Source organism: Actinacidiphila bryophytorum (genome assembly GCF_016916835.1).
GTDB classification, from domain to species: domain Bacteria; phylum Actinomycetota; class Actinomycetes; order Streptomycetales; family Streptomycetaceae; genus Actinacidiphila; species Actinacidiphila bryophytorum.
Genome location: NZ_JAFFIX010000001.1, coordinates 421,611 through 437,666, shown reverse-complemented (window position 1 = coordinate 437,666; position 16,056 = coordinate 421,611). Strand labels below are relative to the sequence as shown.

The following is a 16,056-nucleotide window of genomic DNA, read 5'->3' as shown; positions in this document are numbered from 1 at the left end:
GCCCACGCAACACGAAACACCGCGGAAACACTCCCGCCCACGTACGGTAACGCGAGCCCGTGACGCTTCCACTACCCGCCCGTGGAAGGGGACCCCCTCGTGCTGCTGCTGTCCGCCGACCAGACGGCCGTGAACGCCGCCGACACCGCCTGGCTGCTCGCCGCGACCGCGCTGGTGCTGCTCATGACGCCGGGCCTCGCGCTCTTCTACGGCGGCATGGTCCGCAGCAAGAGCGTGCTCAACATGCTCATGATGAGCTTTGTCTCGATCGCGCTGGTCACGATGGTGTGGCTGGTCGCCGGCTACACCCTCGCCTTCGGCCATGACGCCGGCGGGCTCGGCCTGATCGGCAACCTCACGCATCTGGGGATGCACGGCATCGGCCCCACCTCGATGCACGGCCATGTGCCGACCCTGCTCTTCGCGACCTTCCAGCTGACCTTCGCGGTGATCACCGCGGCCCTGATCAGCGGGGCGGTCGCGGACCGGGCCCGGTTCGGGGCGTGGGTGGTCTTCGTGGTGGTGTGGACGCTGGCCGTATACGTCCCGGTGGCGCACTGGGTGTTCGCCGACGGCGGCTGGATCCTGGCCGACCTGCACGCGCTGGACTACGCGGGCGGCACGGTGGTCGAGGTGTGCTCGGGCGCCTCGGGGCTGGCGCTGGCGATCGTGCTCGGGCCGCGGCTGGGCTTCCGCAAGGACTCGATGCGGCCGCACAACCTGCCGCTGGTGCTGCTGGGCGCGGGACTGCTGTGGTTCGGCTGGTTCGGCTTCAACGCCGGTTCCGCGCTGGGCGCCAACGGGATCGCGGGCGCGGTCTTCCTCAACACCCAGGTCGCGGGCTGTGCGGGGCTGCTGGGCTGGCTGATCGTGGAGAAGCGCAGGGACGGGCACGCCACCACGCTGGGTGCCGCATCGGGTTCGATCGCCGGCCTGGTCGCGATCACCCCGTCGTGCGGCAGCGTGGACGTGCCCGGGGCAGCCGTGGTGGGCCTGGCGGCGGGCGTGCTCTGCTCGTTCGCGGTGAGCTGGAAGTTCCGCTGGGGCGTGGACGACTCGCTGGACGTGGTGGGCGTGCACCTGATGGGCGGCATCGTCGGCACACTGCTGATCGGGCTGCTGGCCACCGAGTCGATGACCGGCGGCCCCGAGGGCCTGCTGTACGGCGGCGGGCTCGCGCAGTTGGGCAGGCAGGCGGTCGCCGTCGCGGCGGTGGGGGCGTACGCCTTCGCGCTGACGTACGGGATCGGCAAGGCGATCGACAAGGTGATGGGCTTCCGGGCGAGCGAGGAGCACGAAAGGACCGGCCTGGACCTCACCGTGCACGCCGAGACCGCCTACGATCACGGCGTACTCACGCACGGCATGTCCCACGGCGCCGCCGTGCACGCCGCAGCGCAGGCCGCCCACGACAGGAGCCCACTGGGATGAAGCTGGTCACCGCCGTCATCAAGCCGTACAAGCTGGACGACGTGAAGACGGCCCTGCAGGAGATGGGGGTGCAGGGCATGACGGTCACCGAGGCCAGCGGCTACGGCAGGCAGCGCGGCCACACCGAGGTCTACCGCGGCGCCGAATACCGCGTCGACCTGGTCCCCAAGGCCCGTATCGAGGTCCTGGTGGAGGACGCGGAGGCCGACGCGGTCATCGACGCGCTGGTGGCGGCGGCGCGCACCGGCAAGATCGGCGACGGCAAGGTCTGGGCGGTGCAGGTCGAGACGGCGGTACGCGTCAGGACCGGCGAACGCGGCCCCGACGCGCTCTGACGGCGCCCGGCGGAACCGGGGTCAGCCCGCGGTGACGGTGCCGCGCACCGACCCGTCGGGTCCCGCCACGACGACCGGGACGGACGGGCCGCCGAGGTCGCGCACCGCGGCGCGGTCGGCGTCGTCCGCGGACTGCGCCTCGGTCACCACGACGGCCGCCTCCAGCGACCTGGCGCCGCTGGCCACCGCCATCGCGACGGCCGTCTGCAGCGCGCTGAGCCGCAGCGACTCCAGGGCGACCGTCCCGGCCACATATGTCCTGCCGGTCTCGTCGCGCACGGCGGCGCCCTCGGGCACGGCGTTGCGCGCCCGCGCGGACCTGGCCAGGGTGACGAGTTTGCGGTCTTCCGGGTCCGGCAGGTCGGTGGCCGGCTGCTGATCGCTCATAGCCGCGATCATAGGGCGTACCGGTGAGCGTGGCTCTCCGTGTCCGAACATGCGCATTTGGCGACGGGCGCCTAGCGTGGCTAGGCAGAGTGTCCGTTAGAGGTGATCACGCATGCTTCTGCACATGCCCTTCGTCATCGCGCTCGCGGCCGTGACGATCTTCCTGAAACGCAAGAGCGCCCTCAAGTCCAGCCACGCCCTCGCCTGCGGCGCCTTCGGCTTCTACCTGGCAGACACCAGCCTGGCCGGCTCGATCCACGCGGCGAGCGCCAACCTGCTGGGCATGCTCGGCACCCTCGGCGTCTGAGCCCGCGGGCCGCCTACGCCTCCGGGCGGTCGATCACGCGGAGCCAGGTGCCGTCGGGCTGGCGGCGGGCGACCTGGACGCGGCCGGCCGTGCCGTCCTTCGGGGTCGTCGAGGTCAGGGCCAGGTCGCCGCTGATCAGGGTCGGGAGAGGGTCCTCGACCTCGAAGACCGGGTTGGTGGCGAGCAGGCCCGCGTAGAGTTCGCGCAGGGCGGCGGTGCCCTGGGAGGGGCGGTCGAGGGGGTAGGCGACGACGGCATCGGGCTCGAAGAGCTCCAGGATGCCGTCGAGGTCGCGGGCGTTGACCCGGGCCACCAGGAGGCGGGCGATGTCCTCGGGGTGCTGGGCGCGTTCACGGGTGTCGGGCATGGTCGGGCTCCCTCGGATCGCGTGCGGTTCGTGCCGTCTCCAGCGTGGCGCCGCAGCGATCAGAAGTCCAAGGACTGGTTCTACTGGGAACCAGAAGCCCCGCTCATACGTCGTCCTCGTCCGGTGCGGGCTCCGGCGCGTCCAGCGGCTCGACCAGCACCGTGCCGATCCGGTTGCGGCGGCCCGCCTGGGTCTCCGCGGTCAGCCGCAGCGCCACCGTCGCGCGCTCGCCCGAGCCGTCCTCGGGCAGCGGCACCACGGCCGTCGCGCCCGGGATCGGCACCCGGCCGAGCGACTTGGCGAGCAGGCCGCCGACCGTCTCGACGTCGTCGTCGTCCAGCAGCACCCCGTACAGCTCCCCGAGGTCGCCGATGTCGAGCCGGGCGGTGACCCGGTGGCGCCCGCCGCCCAGCTCCTCCACCGGCGGGGTCTCCCGGTCGTACTCGTCGGTGATCTCGCCGACGATCTCCTCCAGGATGTCCTCGATCGTGACGATGCCGGCCGTGCCGCCGTACTCGTCCACGACGACCGCGACGTGGTTGCGGTCGCGCTGCATCTCCCGCAGCAGGTCGCCGGCGTTCTTGGTGTCGGGCACGAAGGCGGCCGGACGGATCAGCGTGGAGACCGGGTCGCTCTCGGCCTCGCGGTTGATGTGGGTGCGCCGTGCCAGGTCCTTGAGGTAGACGAAGCCGACGACGTCGTCCTCGCTCTCACCGGTCACCGGGATGCGCGAGAAGCCGCTGCGCAGCGCCAGCGTGGTGGCCTGGCGGATCGTCTTGAAGCGCTCGATCATGACCAGTTCGGGCCGCGGCACCATCACCTCGCGCACGATGGTGTCGCCCAGCTCGAAGACCGAGTGCACCATGCGGCGCTCGTCGTCCTCGATCAGCGACTCCGACTCAGCCAGGTCCACCATCGCCCGCAGCTCCGCCTCGCTGGCGAACGGGCCGCGTTTGAAGCCCTTGCCGGGCGTCAGCGCATTGCCGAGCAGGATCAGCAGCCCGGGTACCGGACCCATCACCCGGGCCAGCGGCAGCAGGACGTACGAGGCGGCCGTCGCGGTGTTCATCGGGTGCTGGCGGCCGATGGTGCGCGGCGAGACGCCCACGGCCACGTAGGAGACCAGCACCATCACGCCGATCGCGACGGCGAGCACCTGCCAGGTGCGGTCGAAGTTGCGGTCGCAGACCACGGTGATCAGCACCGCGGCTGCGGTCTCGCAGCCGACCCTGACCAGCAGGGCGACGTTGAGGTAGCGGGTCGGGTCGGACGCCACCGCCAGCAGGTTGGCGGCGCCCTTGCGGCCCGAGCGCAGCGCGTCCTCGGCGCGGAAGCGGGAGACCCTGGCGATGGCCGTCTCGGCGCACGCGGCCAGCCAGGCGACGATGACGAGCAGGACTGCGGAGACGATCACGGGGTGCGCGCCGCCGTCAGTGGGTGGTGGGCGCCGGCGACGGCCCCTCGATGCCGCGCTCGGCCCGCCACCCGTCCAGGATGGCCTTCTGCAGGCCGAACATCTCGGCCTTCTCGTCCGGCTCCTCGTGGTCGTAGCCGAGCAGGTGGAGGACGCCGTGCACGGTGAGCAGCTGCAGCTCCTCGTCCATGGAGTGCCCGGTCGGCGCCTCCTCGCCCTGCTTCTTGGCGACCTCCGGGCACAGCACGATGTCGCCGAGCAGCCCCTGCGCGGGCTCCTCGTCCTCCTTGCCGGGCCGCAGCTCGTCCATCGGGAAGGACATGACATCGGTGGGGCCCGGCAGGTCCATCCACTGCACGTGCAGCTGCTCCATCGCGTCGGCGTCCACCACGATCACCGACAGCTCGGACAGCGGGTGGATGCGCATGCGGTGGAGGGCGTAGCGGGCGGCGTCGAGGACCGCCTGCTCGTCGATCTCCCAGCCGGACTCGTTGTTGACGTCGATCGCCATGATGATGTGGTCGGTTACTTTCTCTTGGACCGTGCGCCGTTGCTGCCGGCGCCGCGGCCGTCGGCTGCACCGCCGCCGTCTTCCGCGGCGACCGCGTTGTCGTACCGCTCGTAGGCGTCCACGATGCGTCCGACCAGCTTATGGCGCACCACGTCGGTGCTGGTGAGCCGGGAGAAGTGGACGTCCTCGACGTCGGCGAGGATGTCCTGCACCTGACGCAGCCCGCTCTTGGTGCCGTTCGGCAGGTCCACCTGGGTGACGTCACCGGTGATGACGATCTTGGAGTCGAAGCCGAGCCTGGTCAGGAACATCTTCATCTGCTCGGCGCTGGTGTTCTGCGCCTCGTCCAGGATGATGAAGGCGTCATTCAGCGTCCTGCCGCGCATGTACGCCAGCGGGGCGACCTCGATGGTCCCGGCCGCCATCAGGCGGGGGATCGAGTCGGGGTCGAGCATGTCGTGCAGCGCGTCGTAGAGCGGGCGCAGATACGGGTCGATCTTCTCGTAGAGGGTGCCGGGCAGGAAGCCCAGGCGCTCGCCGGCCTCGACCGCGGGGCGGGTCAGGATGATCCGGTTGACCTGCTTGGACTGCAGGGCCTGGACCGCCTTGGCCATCGCCAGGTACGTCTTGCCCGTACCGGCGGGGCCGATGCCGAACACGATCGTGTGGCGGTCGATCGCGTCGACGTACCGCTTCTGGTTGAGGGTCTTGGGCCGGATGGTGCGGCCGCGGCTGGACAGGATGTTCTGGGTGAGCACCTGGGCGGGTGTCTCGGCGTCCTGGTCGGCGGCGCTGCCGTTGGCCCGCAGCATGGCGATGGAGCGCTCGACGGCGTCCTCGGACATGGGCTGGCCGGTGCGGAGCACCAGCATCATCTCGTCGAAGAGCCGCTGGACGAGGGCCACCTCGTCGGCCTCGCCGACCGCGCTGATCTCGTTGCCCCGAACGTGGATGTCGACGGCCGGGAAGGCCTGCTCGATCACGCGGAGGAGAGCGTCGCCAGATCCCAGGACGGTCACCATGGGGTGCTTGGCCGGTACGACGAAGTGGGCGCGCGCCTGCGGCGGCTGCGGCTGCTGCTTTGTCGGTGTCTGAGTCATGGGCCGGCGCTAGGGCCTGCTCATCCCGCTTTCTGCTGATCGAGGAGCCCGATCGGGCCCTGGGATACCAAGCCTACGACGTGGGCCGTCGGCGGCCGAGGGGATTTGCGGTTGTCACCGGGCGCCCGCGGGTCACGTGCCCCCTGGTACGTCGTGCCACGTCCCTGGCGGCTCATGCCACGTACCTCGCCCCTCACGCGCGGCGGAAGCCGATGGTGGGCACCGCACGCGGCAGCGGCCAGCGGCGCGGGGCGGGCGGGATCAGGGCGTCGAGGAAGGCGTACCGCCGCAGAGCCTCGGGCGGGGTGCCCGGGGCGGCCTTGGCCTGCGTCCACCACGCGGCGACCTCGGTCCAGCCGGGCGCGGACAGCGAGCCGCCGAACTCCTGGACCGACAGGGCGGCGCACAGCGAGCCGAAGGCCAGCCGGTCGGCGAGCGGCCAGCCGGCCAGGGTGCCGGTGACGAAGCCCGCCACGAAGACGTCCCCCGCCCCGGTCGGGTCCAGGGCGTCCACGATCAGCGCGGGCACCTCCGCGGTCTGCCCGCTGCCCGCGTCCACCGCGACGGCGCCCTCGGCGCCGAGGGTGACCACCGCCAGCGGCACCTGCTCGGCGAGTGCGCGGGCCGCGGCGGCCGGGGTGTCGGTGCGGGTGTAGCGCATGGCCTCCTCGCCGTTGGGCAGGAAGGCGGCGCAATGGCGCAGCCCTTCCAGGTCGGCGGGGTCCCAGCGGCCGGTGTCGTCCCAGCCGACGTCGGCGAAGACCTGGGTGCCCGAGGCGGCCGCCTGCCCGATCCACTCCCGGTCGGGGTCGGGCGCCGGCTCCTCGTCCGAGGCCCGCTCGCGCTGGCCGAGCGAGGCCACGGCGGCCCTGGCGGGCGGCGGGCAGGCCGGCACGGCCTCCTCGGGCGGCGGCGCCCGGTGGCCGTGGCTGACCATGGTGCGCTCGCCCTCGTAGGCCATCGAGACGGTGACCGGGGAGTGCCAGCCGGGGATGCGGCGGGACGGCCCGAGGTCGATGCCCTCGCCCGCCGCGAGGCTGTCCCAGCAGTAGTCGCCGTACATGTCGTCGCCGAAGGCCGCGGCCAGCGTGGTGCGCAGGCCCAGGCGCGCGAGGGCGGTGGCCATGTTGGCCACCCCGCCGGGGCTCGACCCCATGCCGCGCGCCCACGACTCGGTGCCGCGCACGGGCGCGCTGTCCAGGCCGGTGAAGATGATGTCGAGGAAGACGGTGCCGGTGAGGTAGACATCGGTCGCCGGGTCCGCCGCGGCGCGCACGGCGCCGAGCGGGTCGAGAACGGGCTGCTCTTCCATGGGACACACTGTGCACGACGGCACTGACAGTGACGAGGACGCCGGGGCCGGGCGGGAGCGCGGCGCCGCGCGGGATCCGCCCGGCGGGCGTACGGCACGCGCGGACGGAGTACGGGTGAAGCTCACGATTCTCGGCGGCGGCGGCTTCCGGGTGCCGCTGGTGCACCGGGCGCTGGCCGGCGACCCGCTGATCACCGAGGTGGTCCTTTACGACGAGGACCCGCTGCGGCTGCGGGTGGTGGCCGCGGTCCTGGCCGGGTCGGGAGCGGCGGGGCCTGCCGTGCGCGTCGCCGGCGGGCTGGACGACGCGGTGCGCGGCGCGGACTTCGTCTTCTCGGCGATCCGGGTCGGCGGCACCGCGGGCCGGGTGCGCGACGAGCGGCTGCCGCTGGCCGAGGGGGTGCTCGGGCAGGAGACGGTCGGCGCGGGCGGTGTGCTGTACGGGCTGCGCACGCTGCCGGTCGCGGTACGGATCGCCGAGCGGGTACGGGCGCTGGCGCCGGACGCCTGGGTCATCAACTTCACCAACCCGGCGGGCATGGTCACCGAGGCGATGTCCCGGGTGCTGGGCGCGCGGGTGATCGGCATCTGCGACTCGCCGGTGGGCCTGGTGCGGCGGGCGGCGCGGGCGGCGGGCGCCGACCCGGACGCGCAGGACTTCGGCTACGACTACGTGGGCCTGAACCACCTGGGCTGGCTGCGCCGCCTCACCTCCGCAGGGCGCGACCTGCTGCCGGGCCTGCTCGCCGACCCGGCGGCGCTGGGCACCTTCGAGGAGGGCCGGCTGTTCGGCGCGGAATGGCTGGCGGCGCTGGGCTCGCTGCCCAACGAGTATCTGCACTACTACTACTTCCGCCGCGAGACGCTGGCCGCGGTGCAGGGCGCGCGGTCCACCCGCGGGGAGTTCCTCGACCGCCAGCAGGGCGCCTTCTTCGCGGCGGCGGACCGCGACCCGGCCCGGGCGTACGAGCTGTGGCAGGGGGCGCGGCGGGAGCGCGAGGAGACCTACGGCGCCGACAGCCGTGCGGCGAGCGGCGGCTGGCAGCGCGACCCGCACGACCTGGACGGCGGCGGCTACGACCGGGTGGCGCTTGCCCTGATGCGGGCGATCGCACGGGACGAGCCGGCGGTACTGATCCTCAACGTGCGGGCCGGCGGCGCCCTGCCCTTCCTGGACGCGGAAGCGGTGGCGGAGGTGCCCTGCCGGGTGAACGCCACCGGTGCGCACCCGCTGCCGGTCGCGGCGCCCGACGAGCACCAGGCGGGGCTGATGCTGGCGGTCAAGTCGGTGGAGCGGGCGGCGATCGAGGCGGCGGCGACGGGTTCGCGGCCGGCCGCGCTGCGGGCGCTGGCGCTGCACCCGCTGGTGGACTCGCCCGCGGCGGCCTCGCGCATCCTCGACTCGGCCGGCTGGTGACCGCGGGCGCCCCTTCCGCCGCTCCTGCCACAGATGTCCACCGGACGGCTTCGCGTCGACCCCTGATGAAACATCAGGGAAACAGCCGCTGACCTGCGATGTGACGATACGCGCGTAGACCATCCTTGACCTGCCCGGATCAGGGGGTCTAACTTTCGCCGCACCATCCAGCGTTGAAGGAGCACCAGCATGTCCCGTGCCCGTCTGTCCCGCCGTTCGCTGGCACTGACCGCCGCCGCGGTCACCCTGGGCGCCACCTTCTACGGCGTCGGCGCCGCCACCGCGGACAACTCGGTGCCGCGCAGCGACAAGGAGATCCCCAACCTCACCGACGTCGTCAACGAGATCAAGGCCTACTACGGCGACACCGTCGACGCCTCGGGCGAGCACTTCGCGTCGGCCGACAGCAGCTACGCCCGCCAGCTGGCCGGCATAGAGGCCAAGGCCACGTCGGACCTGGCGCACGCGCTGCACAAGGGCGGCCACGGCGGCCACGGAAAGCCGGCCATCGTGCTGGACGTCGACGACACCAGCGTGATCACGTACAACTACGAGCTGGAGGTCGGCTTCAACTACAGCCCCGCCAGCAACCAGGCCTACCTGGACAGCAAGAACATGCCCGCGGTCTTCGGCATGGACACCCTTGCCAACTGGGCCGCGGACCAGGGCGTCACGGTCTTCTGGATCACCGGCCGCCCCGAGTCGCAGCGCGCCGACACCGTACGCAACCTGACCGCGGTCGGCTACAAGTCCGCACCGGACACCGACCACCTGTACCTGAAGGACAAGGTGAACCCGCCGGCGTACCTGAGCTGCGGCTCGACCTGCACGACCATCCAGTACAAGTCCGGCACCCGGGCGCACATCGAGTCGCTCGGCTACGACATCATCGGCAACTTCGGTGACCAGTACAGCGACCTGTCCGGCGGCTACGCGGACAAGTCCTTCAAGCTGCCCAACCCGATGTACTTCCTGCCGTAACCGGTAACCGGTAACCCGTGACCCGCGGCCCGCGGCCCGCGGCCGGCGACTGGCGCGGTCCCGGTTCAGCGGCGGCGGGGCACGGGCACCCGCGTCAGGTCCGCGGCGACGGTCAGGCCGCCGGTGAAGCCGGCGGCCCTGGCCTGCGCCTCGAAGCCCGCGGGCTCGGGGTAGCGCTGCGAGAAGTGCGTCAGCACCAGGTGGCGCACCCCCGCCTCGCGGGCCACCGCCGCGGCCTGGCCCGCCGTCAGATGGCCGTACTCCTCGGCAATGGCCGCGTCCTGGTCCTGGAAGGTCGACTCGATCACCAGCATGTCGCAGCCGTCGGCGAGCCGCGGCACCGCCTCGCAGAGCCGGGTGTCCATGACGAAGGCGAAGCGCTGTCCCGGGCGCGGCTCGCTGACCTCGGCAAGGGTGACGCCGTTCAGGACGCCCTCGCGCTGCAGGCGGCTGATGTCGGGGCCCGCGATGCCGTGCTCGGCCAGCCGGTCCGGCAGCATCCGGCGCCCGTCGGGTTCGGTGAGCCGGTAGCCGTAGGACTCGACCGGGTGAGACAGCCGGCGCGCTTCGAGCGTGAAGCCGGGGGTCACCGCCAGCACCCCGTCGCCGGCGACCGGCTGCTCGCGCAGGGCCACCGTCTCGCGGTAGGAGGTGGCGTGCCGCAGCCGGTCGAAGTACTGCTGCCCGCTTGCCGGGTAGTGGGCGGTGACCGGGTGCGGCACCCGGTCGAGGTTGATGCGCTGGATCACCCCGGCAAGGCCCAGCGAGTGGTCGCCGTGGAAGTGCGTGACGCAGATCCGGGTCAGGTCGTGCGCCGAGACCCCGGCGTGCAGCATCTGGCGCTGGCTGCCCTCGCCGGGGTCGAAGAGGATGCCCTCGCCGTCCCAGCGCAGGACGTAGCCGTTCTGGTTGCGCTGCCGGGTCGGGACCTGGCTCGCGGTGCCGAGGACGACGAGTTCGCGTGCGGGCATCGGGGGGCGGCGCGGGTCCCGCTCAGACCAGCCGCTGGAGGTCGCGGCCGCCCAGCACGTGCGCATGGGCGTGGAAGACGGTCTGGCCGGCGCCCGGGCCCGTGTTGAAGACGATCCGGTAGCCGGTGCCGTCGACCTTCTCCTGCGCCGCGACCTCCCCGGCCTCCCGCAGCACGTCCACGACCGCGCCGGGGTCGCCCGCCGCCAGGGTCGCCGCGTCCGGGTAGTGCACCCGCGGGATGACCAGGACATGCGTCGGCGCCTGCGGGTTGATGTCGCGGAAGGCGAGCGTGGTCGGCGTCTCGCGGACGATCGTCGCGGGGATCTCCCCCGCGACGATCTTGCAGAACAGGCAGTCGGCCTGGGGCTCTCCCGCCATCGCGGGGCTCCCTTCTCGGGGGCGTAAGGGCTTCGGGCTTCGCATGCTACCGGCCCGCGGCCCGCCCGAGATCCGCCGATCCGCGCGTCCGGCTGGTCACACCGGGTGATCGGCGGTTCCGGTGCGGGCCGCCCCCTCACCTTCGCGCGAGGGCCGGCGCCGCCAGGCGGCGGCCTGGCCGCATACCGGGCATTCAGCCCGTGTCAGGACGTCTCACGTGGCAGCCCTGGACATGGCCCGTGCGCGGGCCGCGTCCGCTATCGCGGCGACCCAGCGCCTCTCCCGGAAGGAGGACAGCTGCTCCTCTGCGCGGGCCTGCAGCGACCGCCACAGATCCGCCCTGGTCCAGGCGGTGAAGCGGCGGTGTGCGGTGGCGGGCGAGACATCGAAGCGTGGCGGCAGCTGCCGCCACGGACACTCCGACATCAGAACGTAGACAACGGCGGTGAACACCTTGCGCTCGTCCACCGGGGCGGTGCCCCCGCCCTGGCGCCGGAAGCCGAGGGCGGGCAGGAGCGGTTCCACCAGTAGCCATAAGTCGTCCGTCACCAATCTCTGAGCCAGATCAAATCCCATGCGACACCGTTAAAACACAGTTCCCATTGAACACAGCCACGTGAGACGCCTTCCCCGTCGAAGTTCCCCGTCCATTCCGGGACCCAACGCCGACTATGGCACCGGGATCGCGCCGCCGTCCATCGGTCCCCGCCCATCACGGAACGCTCAATACGGCTTTCCCCAATACCTTTTGATCATGAACCGATGTCCGCCGCCGCCTTCCAAGTGCCCCGTTGACACGCTTCTGTGTTCCATGCAAATCTGGCGGAGCCGGGGACGGTTCGAAGGCGCTGTTTCCCGATAAGGACTGGTGAGTGCACCATCGAGTGGCCGACGCATTCCCTTTTCTTTCCGAGTCGCCCGAGAAATCGGGTCGCCTCCGAATTATCGGACGGCGAAGTGCACCGCCCTGAGAGAAGGAGTCCGCCATGAAGAAGATCACCGTCCGCAAGGCCGGCACCGTCCGTCTGACCTCGGCTGCCGCCTCGGCCTACTGCTGCGGCGCCAGCTGAGCCGCCGGCCCGGACCGCCTGCCCCAGGGCCGGCGGTCCGGGCCGCCCACCGTCCCGACCCCACCGCAGGGAGGCAGACATGGCAACGGTTTCCCCGGACCTCGACCAGCCGGTGCGGCTCCATCCGCTGACCTATCTGGAGGAGGGCGACGAGGTCACCGTGGGGCGCGCGGACATCGACTCCTACGGGCTCTTCCCGGTCGACGGCGCCGCGCTGCTGCGCCGCCTTGAGGCCGGCGAGTCACCCAACGCCGCCGCCCGCTGGTACACCGAGCAGTACGGCGAGCAGGTCGACGTCGCCGAATTCCTCGAAGTGCTCGAAGAGCTGGAGTTACTGGTCAAGGACGGCGAGGAGGCCCCGCAGGCGACCGGCCCGGTGCGCTGGCAGCGCCTGGGGCGCGCACTGTTCTCCCCGCCGGCCTGGGCCTGCTACGGCCTGCTGGTCGCCGCCGCGGTCGCCGCGGTGATCCGCACCCCCGACCTGCTGCCGCGCTACCCGCACCTGTTCTTCACCCACTCCTCGCTGGTGGTCCTGACCTTGGGCATCGTGCTCGGGCAGGTGCCCTGGATCCTCGCGCACGAGGCCTTCCACGCCCTCGCGGGCCGCCGGCTCGGCCTGCGCTCCACCCTCTCGATCGGCCGGCGCTTCTACTACGTCGTCTTCGTGACCGCGCTGGACGGGCTGGTGGCCGTGCCCCGCCGCAAGCGCTACCTGCCGATGCTGGCCGGCATGCTGCTCGACGTCCTGGTGGTGTGCGGCCTGACCCTGGGCGCGGCGGGGCTGCGCGGCAGCGACGGCGCCGCAGGGGTGGTCTACCGGCTGCTGCTGTCCATGGCCTTCGCCGTGGTGCTGCGGCTGGCCTGGCAGTTCTACTTCTTCCTGCGCACCGACCTGTACTACCTGGCGATCACCGTGCTGGGCTGCAACGACCTGCAGACCGTGGCCCGCCAGCAGTTGCGCAACCGGGCGGTGCGGCTGCTGCGCAGGCCCGAGCGGGCGGTCGACGAGTCCGCCTGGACCGACAGGGACCGCGACGTCGCCCGCTGGTACTCGTGGCTGATGCTGGCCGGCTACGTCTTCCTGACCACGACACTGCTGACCGCCGTCATCCCGACCGGCGTCAAGGTGACCCGGATGGCCGTGCACAAGCTCGACACGAACCTGTCGCCGGCCAACGTCGCCGACGTGCTCGTCTTCCTGGTCCTCAACTTCGGCGAGCTGTTCCTGGCCGGCTACCTGGCCGCCCGCAGCTGGCGGCGCAGGACCAGGACGGCCGCCCCCGCCGCCCCGCCGGCACAGGCCGCCTGACCGCCTGCTCTCCGGTCGGCGCCGCACGGCGGCCGCGCGCCCCCGCACCACGCAACCCACGACCGACGGCACCGGCCGCGCCGCCCGCGCGCGCCGGCCCGTGGAAGGAGACCGCCGCATGGACCAGGCAGAGTTCCGCCACCACTGGGTGCACGGAGGCTCACGGCGCAGCCGCGCCGACGCCGTACGCTCACTCGCCGCTCCGCCCGCGCTCCTGCCGTCCGGCCTGCCCGTCGACGCGCACCGCCGGCTGCGCGGCCCGTACACCGCGGCCAACACGGTGGTGCGGGCGCTGGTGCCCGAGGTGCTGCGGCGCGACGCGGCCCCGGTGCGGCGCTACGACATCGAAGTGCTGTCGGTGGCACCCGAACTGGGCGACCAGGTGCCCAACTCCCGCGAGACGCTGACGTCGATGGCGCTCCCCGCAGAACGCACCCGCTATTACGCGCGGCTGCGCACCAAGCGGATAGCCAACGGGCTGGCCGAGTTCGTCCGAGACGCACTGCCCCCGGACGGGCCGCGCACCCTGGTCGTGGACAATGCCGAGCACGCCGAGGCCACCGACGTGGAATTCGTCGCGGCCCTGGTACGGCGGGTGGACCCGGCGCGGCTCACCGTCGTGGTGTGCTCGGGCGACGGCGGCCCGCTGGACGAGCGGCTGCGCTCGGTGCTCGCGGCCCGCGCCGAGGAGACCGCCCTGCCCGCGGCGCAGCCCGCACACTACGGCGGCGACGCCTGGTCGTACGTGGCCGGCGAGTGCCTGGCCGAGGACGCGGACGCGCGGGCCGCCTACGACGCGCTCGGCCCGGCGGAAAGGGCCGCGCTGCACGACCGCAGGGCCGCCGAGGTCCAGACCGTGGGCGACTTCTCGTACGGCCTCGGCGCCGTCCCCTACCACCTGGAGCGCGGCGGCGACCCGGTCGGCGCGGCCTTGCCGGTACTTCTCGCCGCCGCCGACCACTGCCTGGTGAACGGCTTCTACGACGCGGTCGTGGACTACGGCACCCGGGCTTTCGCGCTGCTCGACGGCACCGGCGACGACACCCTCTGGTGGAAGTTCGCGGTTAAACAAGGACTGGCCCTGTCGATATTGTCGCGGACCCGCGAAGCCGAGGAAATCTACGACCGGGCAAGACTTCTGTCCACCGACCCCGCCGTACATATGGCGTGCTCTTATTCGACGGCAATGCTCTACACCCGGCATAACGATCCCGCCGACCGCGACGAGAAGAAGGCGAAAGCCCTGCTGAACGGTGCGGTCGCCACCGCGTCGCTGCTGCCCGACCGGGTCGAACGGGCCTTCCAGAGCGCGTTTTACAAAAACGGCCGCGCCCTGGTCGAGGTCAATCTCGGCGACCCCATGGAAGCGCTCAGGCTCGTGACCGAGTGCGTGGACGACCTCGACAGGCAACTGGAGCCCGACGAGCACCGCCTGCACCGCTCGGTGCTCAAGAACAACAGGGCGCGCGTGTACGCGGGGCTGGGCCGGCTCGACGAAGCGCTGGCCGACTACGCCGTGGTCATCGAGCAGGACCCCAACCACGCCGAGCACTACCTCGAACGCGGCAACATCCTGCGCCGCCTCGGCCGCACCGACGAGGCACTCGCCGACTACGCCCGCGCCATGCGGCTTTCCCCGCCCTTCCCCGAGATCTGCTACAACCGCGGCGACCTGCTGCTGTCGGAGGGCGACACGGCCGGCGCGCTGGCCGACTTCGACTACGTCATCGACCTGGAGCCGGACTTCGTCGACGCCTACGTCAACCGGGCCGGGCTGCACCTGGACGAAGGCCGGCTCGACGCCGCCGTGCGGGACGCCGAGGCCGGTCTCGCACTCGACCCGGACAACGCCTACCTGTACGTGGTCCTGGGCCAGGTGCACGCGGAGCGCGAGGACCACACCGCGGCCGAGGAGGCGTACGACCGTGCCGTCGCGGCCGATCCCGCCCTGGTGACCGCCCTGTCCGGGCGGGCCGCGGTCCGCTTCGAGAACGGCAGGACGGACGCCGCCCTCGACGACATGTGCCGTGCGGTGGACCTGGCACCGAACGACCCGGCACTGCGCTACAACCGGGCCTTCCTGCACCAGGCCCGCGAGGAGTGGACCAGCGCACTGGCCGACCTGGAGATCGCGACAGATCTCGCGCCCGACGACGAGGACGTCGCCGCCGCCCTGAAGACCTGCCGCGTGAAGACAGGCCGGGCGTGACCACCGCCGAGCCGGCCGTGCACGGGGCGGCCGGCCCGGCGGGGCACCCCCTGCGCGGGCCGGCCGCCGGGCAGCGGGCGCTGCGCGACGTGCTCGGCCGCTACGCCACCGGCGTCGCCGTGGTCACCACCCGGCACCTCGGGCGCCCGGCCGGCGTCACCGTGAACTCCTTCACCTCGGTGTCCCTCGACCCGCCGCTGGTCCTGTGGTGCCTGAGCGCCACGTCGGGCAGCCGGACCGCCTTCACCCGCGCCGAGCACTTCGCCGTGAACGTGCTCGGCGCCGGCCAGCGCGACCTGTGCACCCGCTTCACCCGCCCCGGCGACCGCTTCGCCGGGCTGCCGGTGGACACCGGCCCGCACGGCCTGCCGCTGCTGCCCGGGGCGGTCGCCGTCCTGCTGTGCCGCAGGACCTCGGTGCTGCCGGCCGGCGACCACCTGCTGCTGCTCGGCGCCGTGACGGACCACGCCATGTCGCCGGGACCCGCCCTGCTCTTCGCCGACGGCGGCTACCACGCGGGTCCCGGCTAGGCCGTGTTTTGGAAGTAGCGCCGTCC

17 protein-coding genes are annotated in these 16,056 nt (G+C 72.3%); 8 read left to right on the top strand and 9 right to left on the bottom strand.

Annotated features, from left to right (window positions below; translation table 11 throughout):
- The first annotated feature begins 81 nt into the window (after positions 1-81).
- On the top strand, positions 82-1,431 hold the full coding sequence (locus JT723_RS01815) for an ammonium transporter (RefSeq protein ID WP_307794020.1): 1,350 nt from the start codon (positions 82-84) through the stop codon (positions 1,429-1,431).
- Positions 1,428-1,766 (top strand): P-II family nitrogen regulator, encoded by a 339-nt coding sequence (locus tag JT723_RS01810; protein ID WP_205042523.1) that lies wholly within the window; start codon positions 1,428-1,430, stop codon positions 1,764-1,766. The genes JT723_RS01815 and JT723_RS01810 overlap by 4 nt, the downstream gene beginning before the upstream one ends.
- Before the next feature lie 21 nt (positions 1,767-1,787).
- On the opposite strand, the gene JT723_RS01805 is transcribed toward JT723_RS01810, so the two are convergent.
- Positions 1,788-2,153, bottom strand: coding sequence for a cytidine deaminase-like protein (locus tag JT723_RS01805; protein ID WP_205042522.1), 366 nt, complete (start codon positions 2,151-2,153; stop codon positions 1,788-1,790).
- 112 nt (positions 2,154-2,265) lie between these two features.
- Between JT723_RS01805 and JT723_RS01800 the strand changes: the two genes are divergently transcribed.
- Complete coding sequence (locus JT723_RS01800) at positions 2,266-2,460, top strand: hypothetical protein (protein WP_205042521.1); 195 nt, start codon at positions 2,266-2,268, stop codon at positions 2,458-2,460.
- A 13-nt stretch (positions 2,461-2,473) separates the two neighbouring features.
- Here JT723_RS01800 and JT723_RS01795 read toward each other — a convergent pair whose 3' ends face one another.
- The 5 genes from JT723_RS01795 to JT723_RS01775 form a co-directional block, all read right to left on the bottom strand.
- Positions 2,474-2,827 (bottom strand): YybH family protein, encoded by a 354-nt coding sequence (locus JT723_RS01795; protein ID WP_205042520.1) that lies wholly within the window; start codon positions 2,825-2,827, stop codon positions 2,474-2,476.
- 103 nt (positions 2,828-2,930) lie between these two features.
- Entirely contained in the window at positions 2,931-4,241 is a 1,311-nt protein-coding gene (locus JT723_RS01790) for a hemolysin family protein (RefSeq protein ID WP_205042519.1), read from the bottom strand.
- A gap of 16 nt (positions 4,242-4,257) precedes the next feature.
- Entirely contained in the window at positions 4,258-4,752 is a 495-nt protein-coding gene (gene ybeY, locus JT723_RS01785) for an rRNA maturation RNase YbeY (protein WP_205042518.1), read from the bottom strand.
- A gap of 14 nt (positions 4,753-4,766) precedes the next feature.
- Positions 4,767-5,852 (bottom strand): PhoH family protein, encoded by a 1,086-nt coding sequence (locus JT723_RS01780; protein WP_205042517.1) that lies wholly within the window; start codon positions 5,850-5,852, stop codon positions 4,767-4,769.
- A 193-nt stretch (positions 5,853-6,045) separates the two neighbouring features.
- A complete protein-coding gene (locus JT723_RS01775) occupies positions 6,046-7,164 on the bottom strand; it encodes a carbohydrate kinase family protein (protein ID WP_205042516.1) in 1,119 nt (372 codons plus the stop codon).
- 115 nt (positions 7,165-7,279) lie between these two features.
- On the opposite strand from JT723_RS01775, the gene JT723_RS01770 reads away from it, so the two are divergent.
- The gene (locus JT723_RS01770) at positions 7,280-8,581 is read left to right on the top strand and encodes a family 4 glycosyl hydrolase (protein WP_205042515.1); all 1,302 of its coding nucleotides are present in this window, start codon (positions 7,280-7,282) and stop codon (positions 8,579-8,581) included.
- Between the two features lie 189 nt (positions 8,582-8,770).
- Complete coding sequence (locus tag JT723_RS01765; protein ID WP_205042514.1) at positions 8,771-9,562, top strand: HAD family acid phosphatase; 792 nt, start codon at positions 8,771-8,773, stop codon at positions 9,560-9,562.
- Between the two features lie 65 nt (positions 9,563-9,627).
- Here the strand turns inward: JT723_RS01765 and JT723_RS01760 are convergent, their stop codons facing one another.
- From JT723_RS01760 to JT723_RS01750, 3 genes are all read right to left on the bottom strand, one after another.
- On the bottom strand, positions 9,628-10,533 hold the full coding sequence (locus tag JT723_RS01760; protein WP_205042513.1) for a ribonuclease Z: 906 nt from the start codon (positions 10,531-10,533) through the stop codon (positions 9,628-9,630).
- Positions 10,534-10,555: 22 nt separating this feature from the next.
- Complete coding sequence (locus JT723_RS01755; protein WP_205042512.1) at positions 10,556-10,912, bottom strand: histidine triad nucleotide-binding protein; 357 nt, start codon at positions 10,910-10,912, stop codon at positions 10,556-10,558.
- Between the two features lie 213 nt (positions 10,913-11,125).
- Positions 11,126-11,461 carry a transposase gene (locus tag JT723_RS01750; protein ID WP_205042511.1) on the bottom strand — a complete coding sequence of 112 codons (336 nt, stop codon included), beginning with the start codon at positions 11,459-11,461 and terminating at the stop codon, positions 11,126-11,128.
- Positions 11,462-12,061: 600 nt separating this feature from the next.
- Here JT723_RS01750 and JT723_RS01745 point away from each other — a divergent pair.
- From JT723_RS01745 to JT723_RS01735, 3 genes are all read left to right on the top strand, one after another.
- Positions 12,062-13,291, top strand: coding sequence for a hypothetical protein (locus JT723_RS01745; RefSeq protein ID WP_205042510.1), 1,230 nt, complete (start codon positions 12,062-12,064; stop codon positions 13,289-13,291).
- 118 nt (positions 13,292-13,409) lie between these two features.
- Complete coding sequence (locus tag JT723_RS01740; protein ID WP_205042509.1) at positions 13,410-15,500, top strand: tetratricopeptide repeat protein; 2,091 nt, start codon at positions 13,410-13,412, stop codon at positions 15,498-15,500.
- Positions 15,497-16,030, top strand: a complete 534-nt coding sequence (locus JT723_RS01735; protein ID WP_205042508.1) for a flavin reductase family protein — start codon at positions 15,497-15,499, stop codon at positions 16,028-16,030. The genes JT723_RS01740 and JT723_RS01735 overlap by 4 nt, the downstream gene beginning before the upstream one ends.
- Positions 16,031-16,056 lie beyond the last annotated feature (26 nt).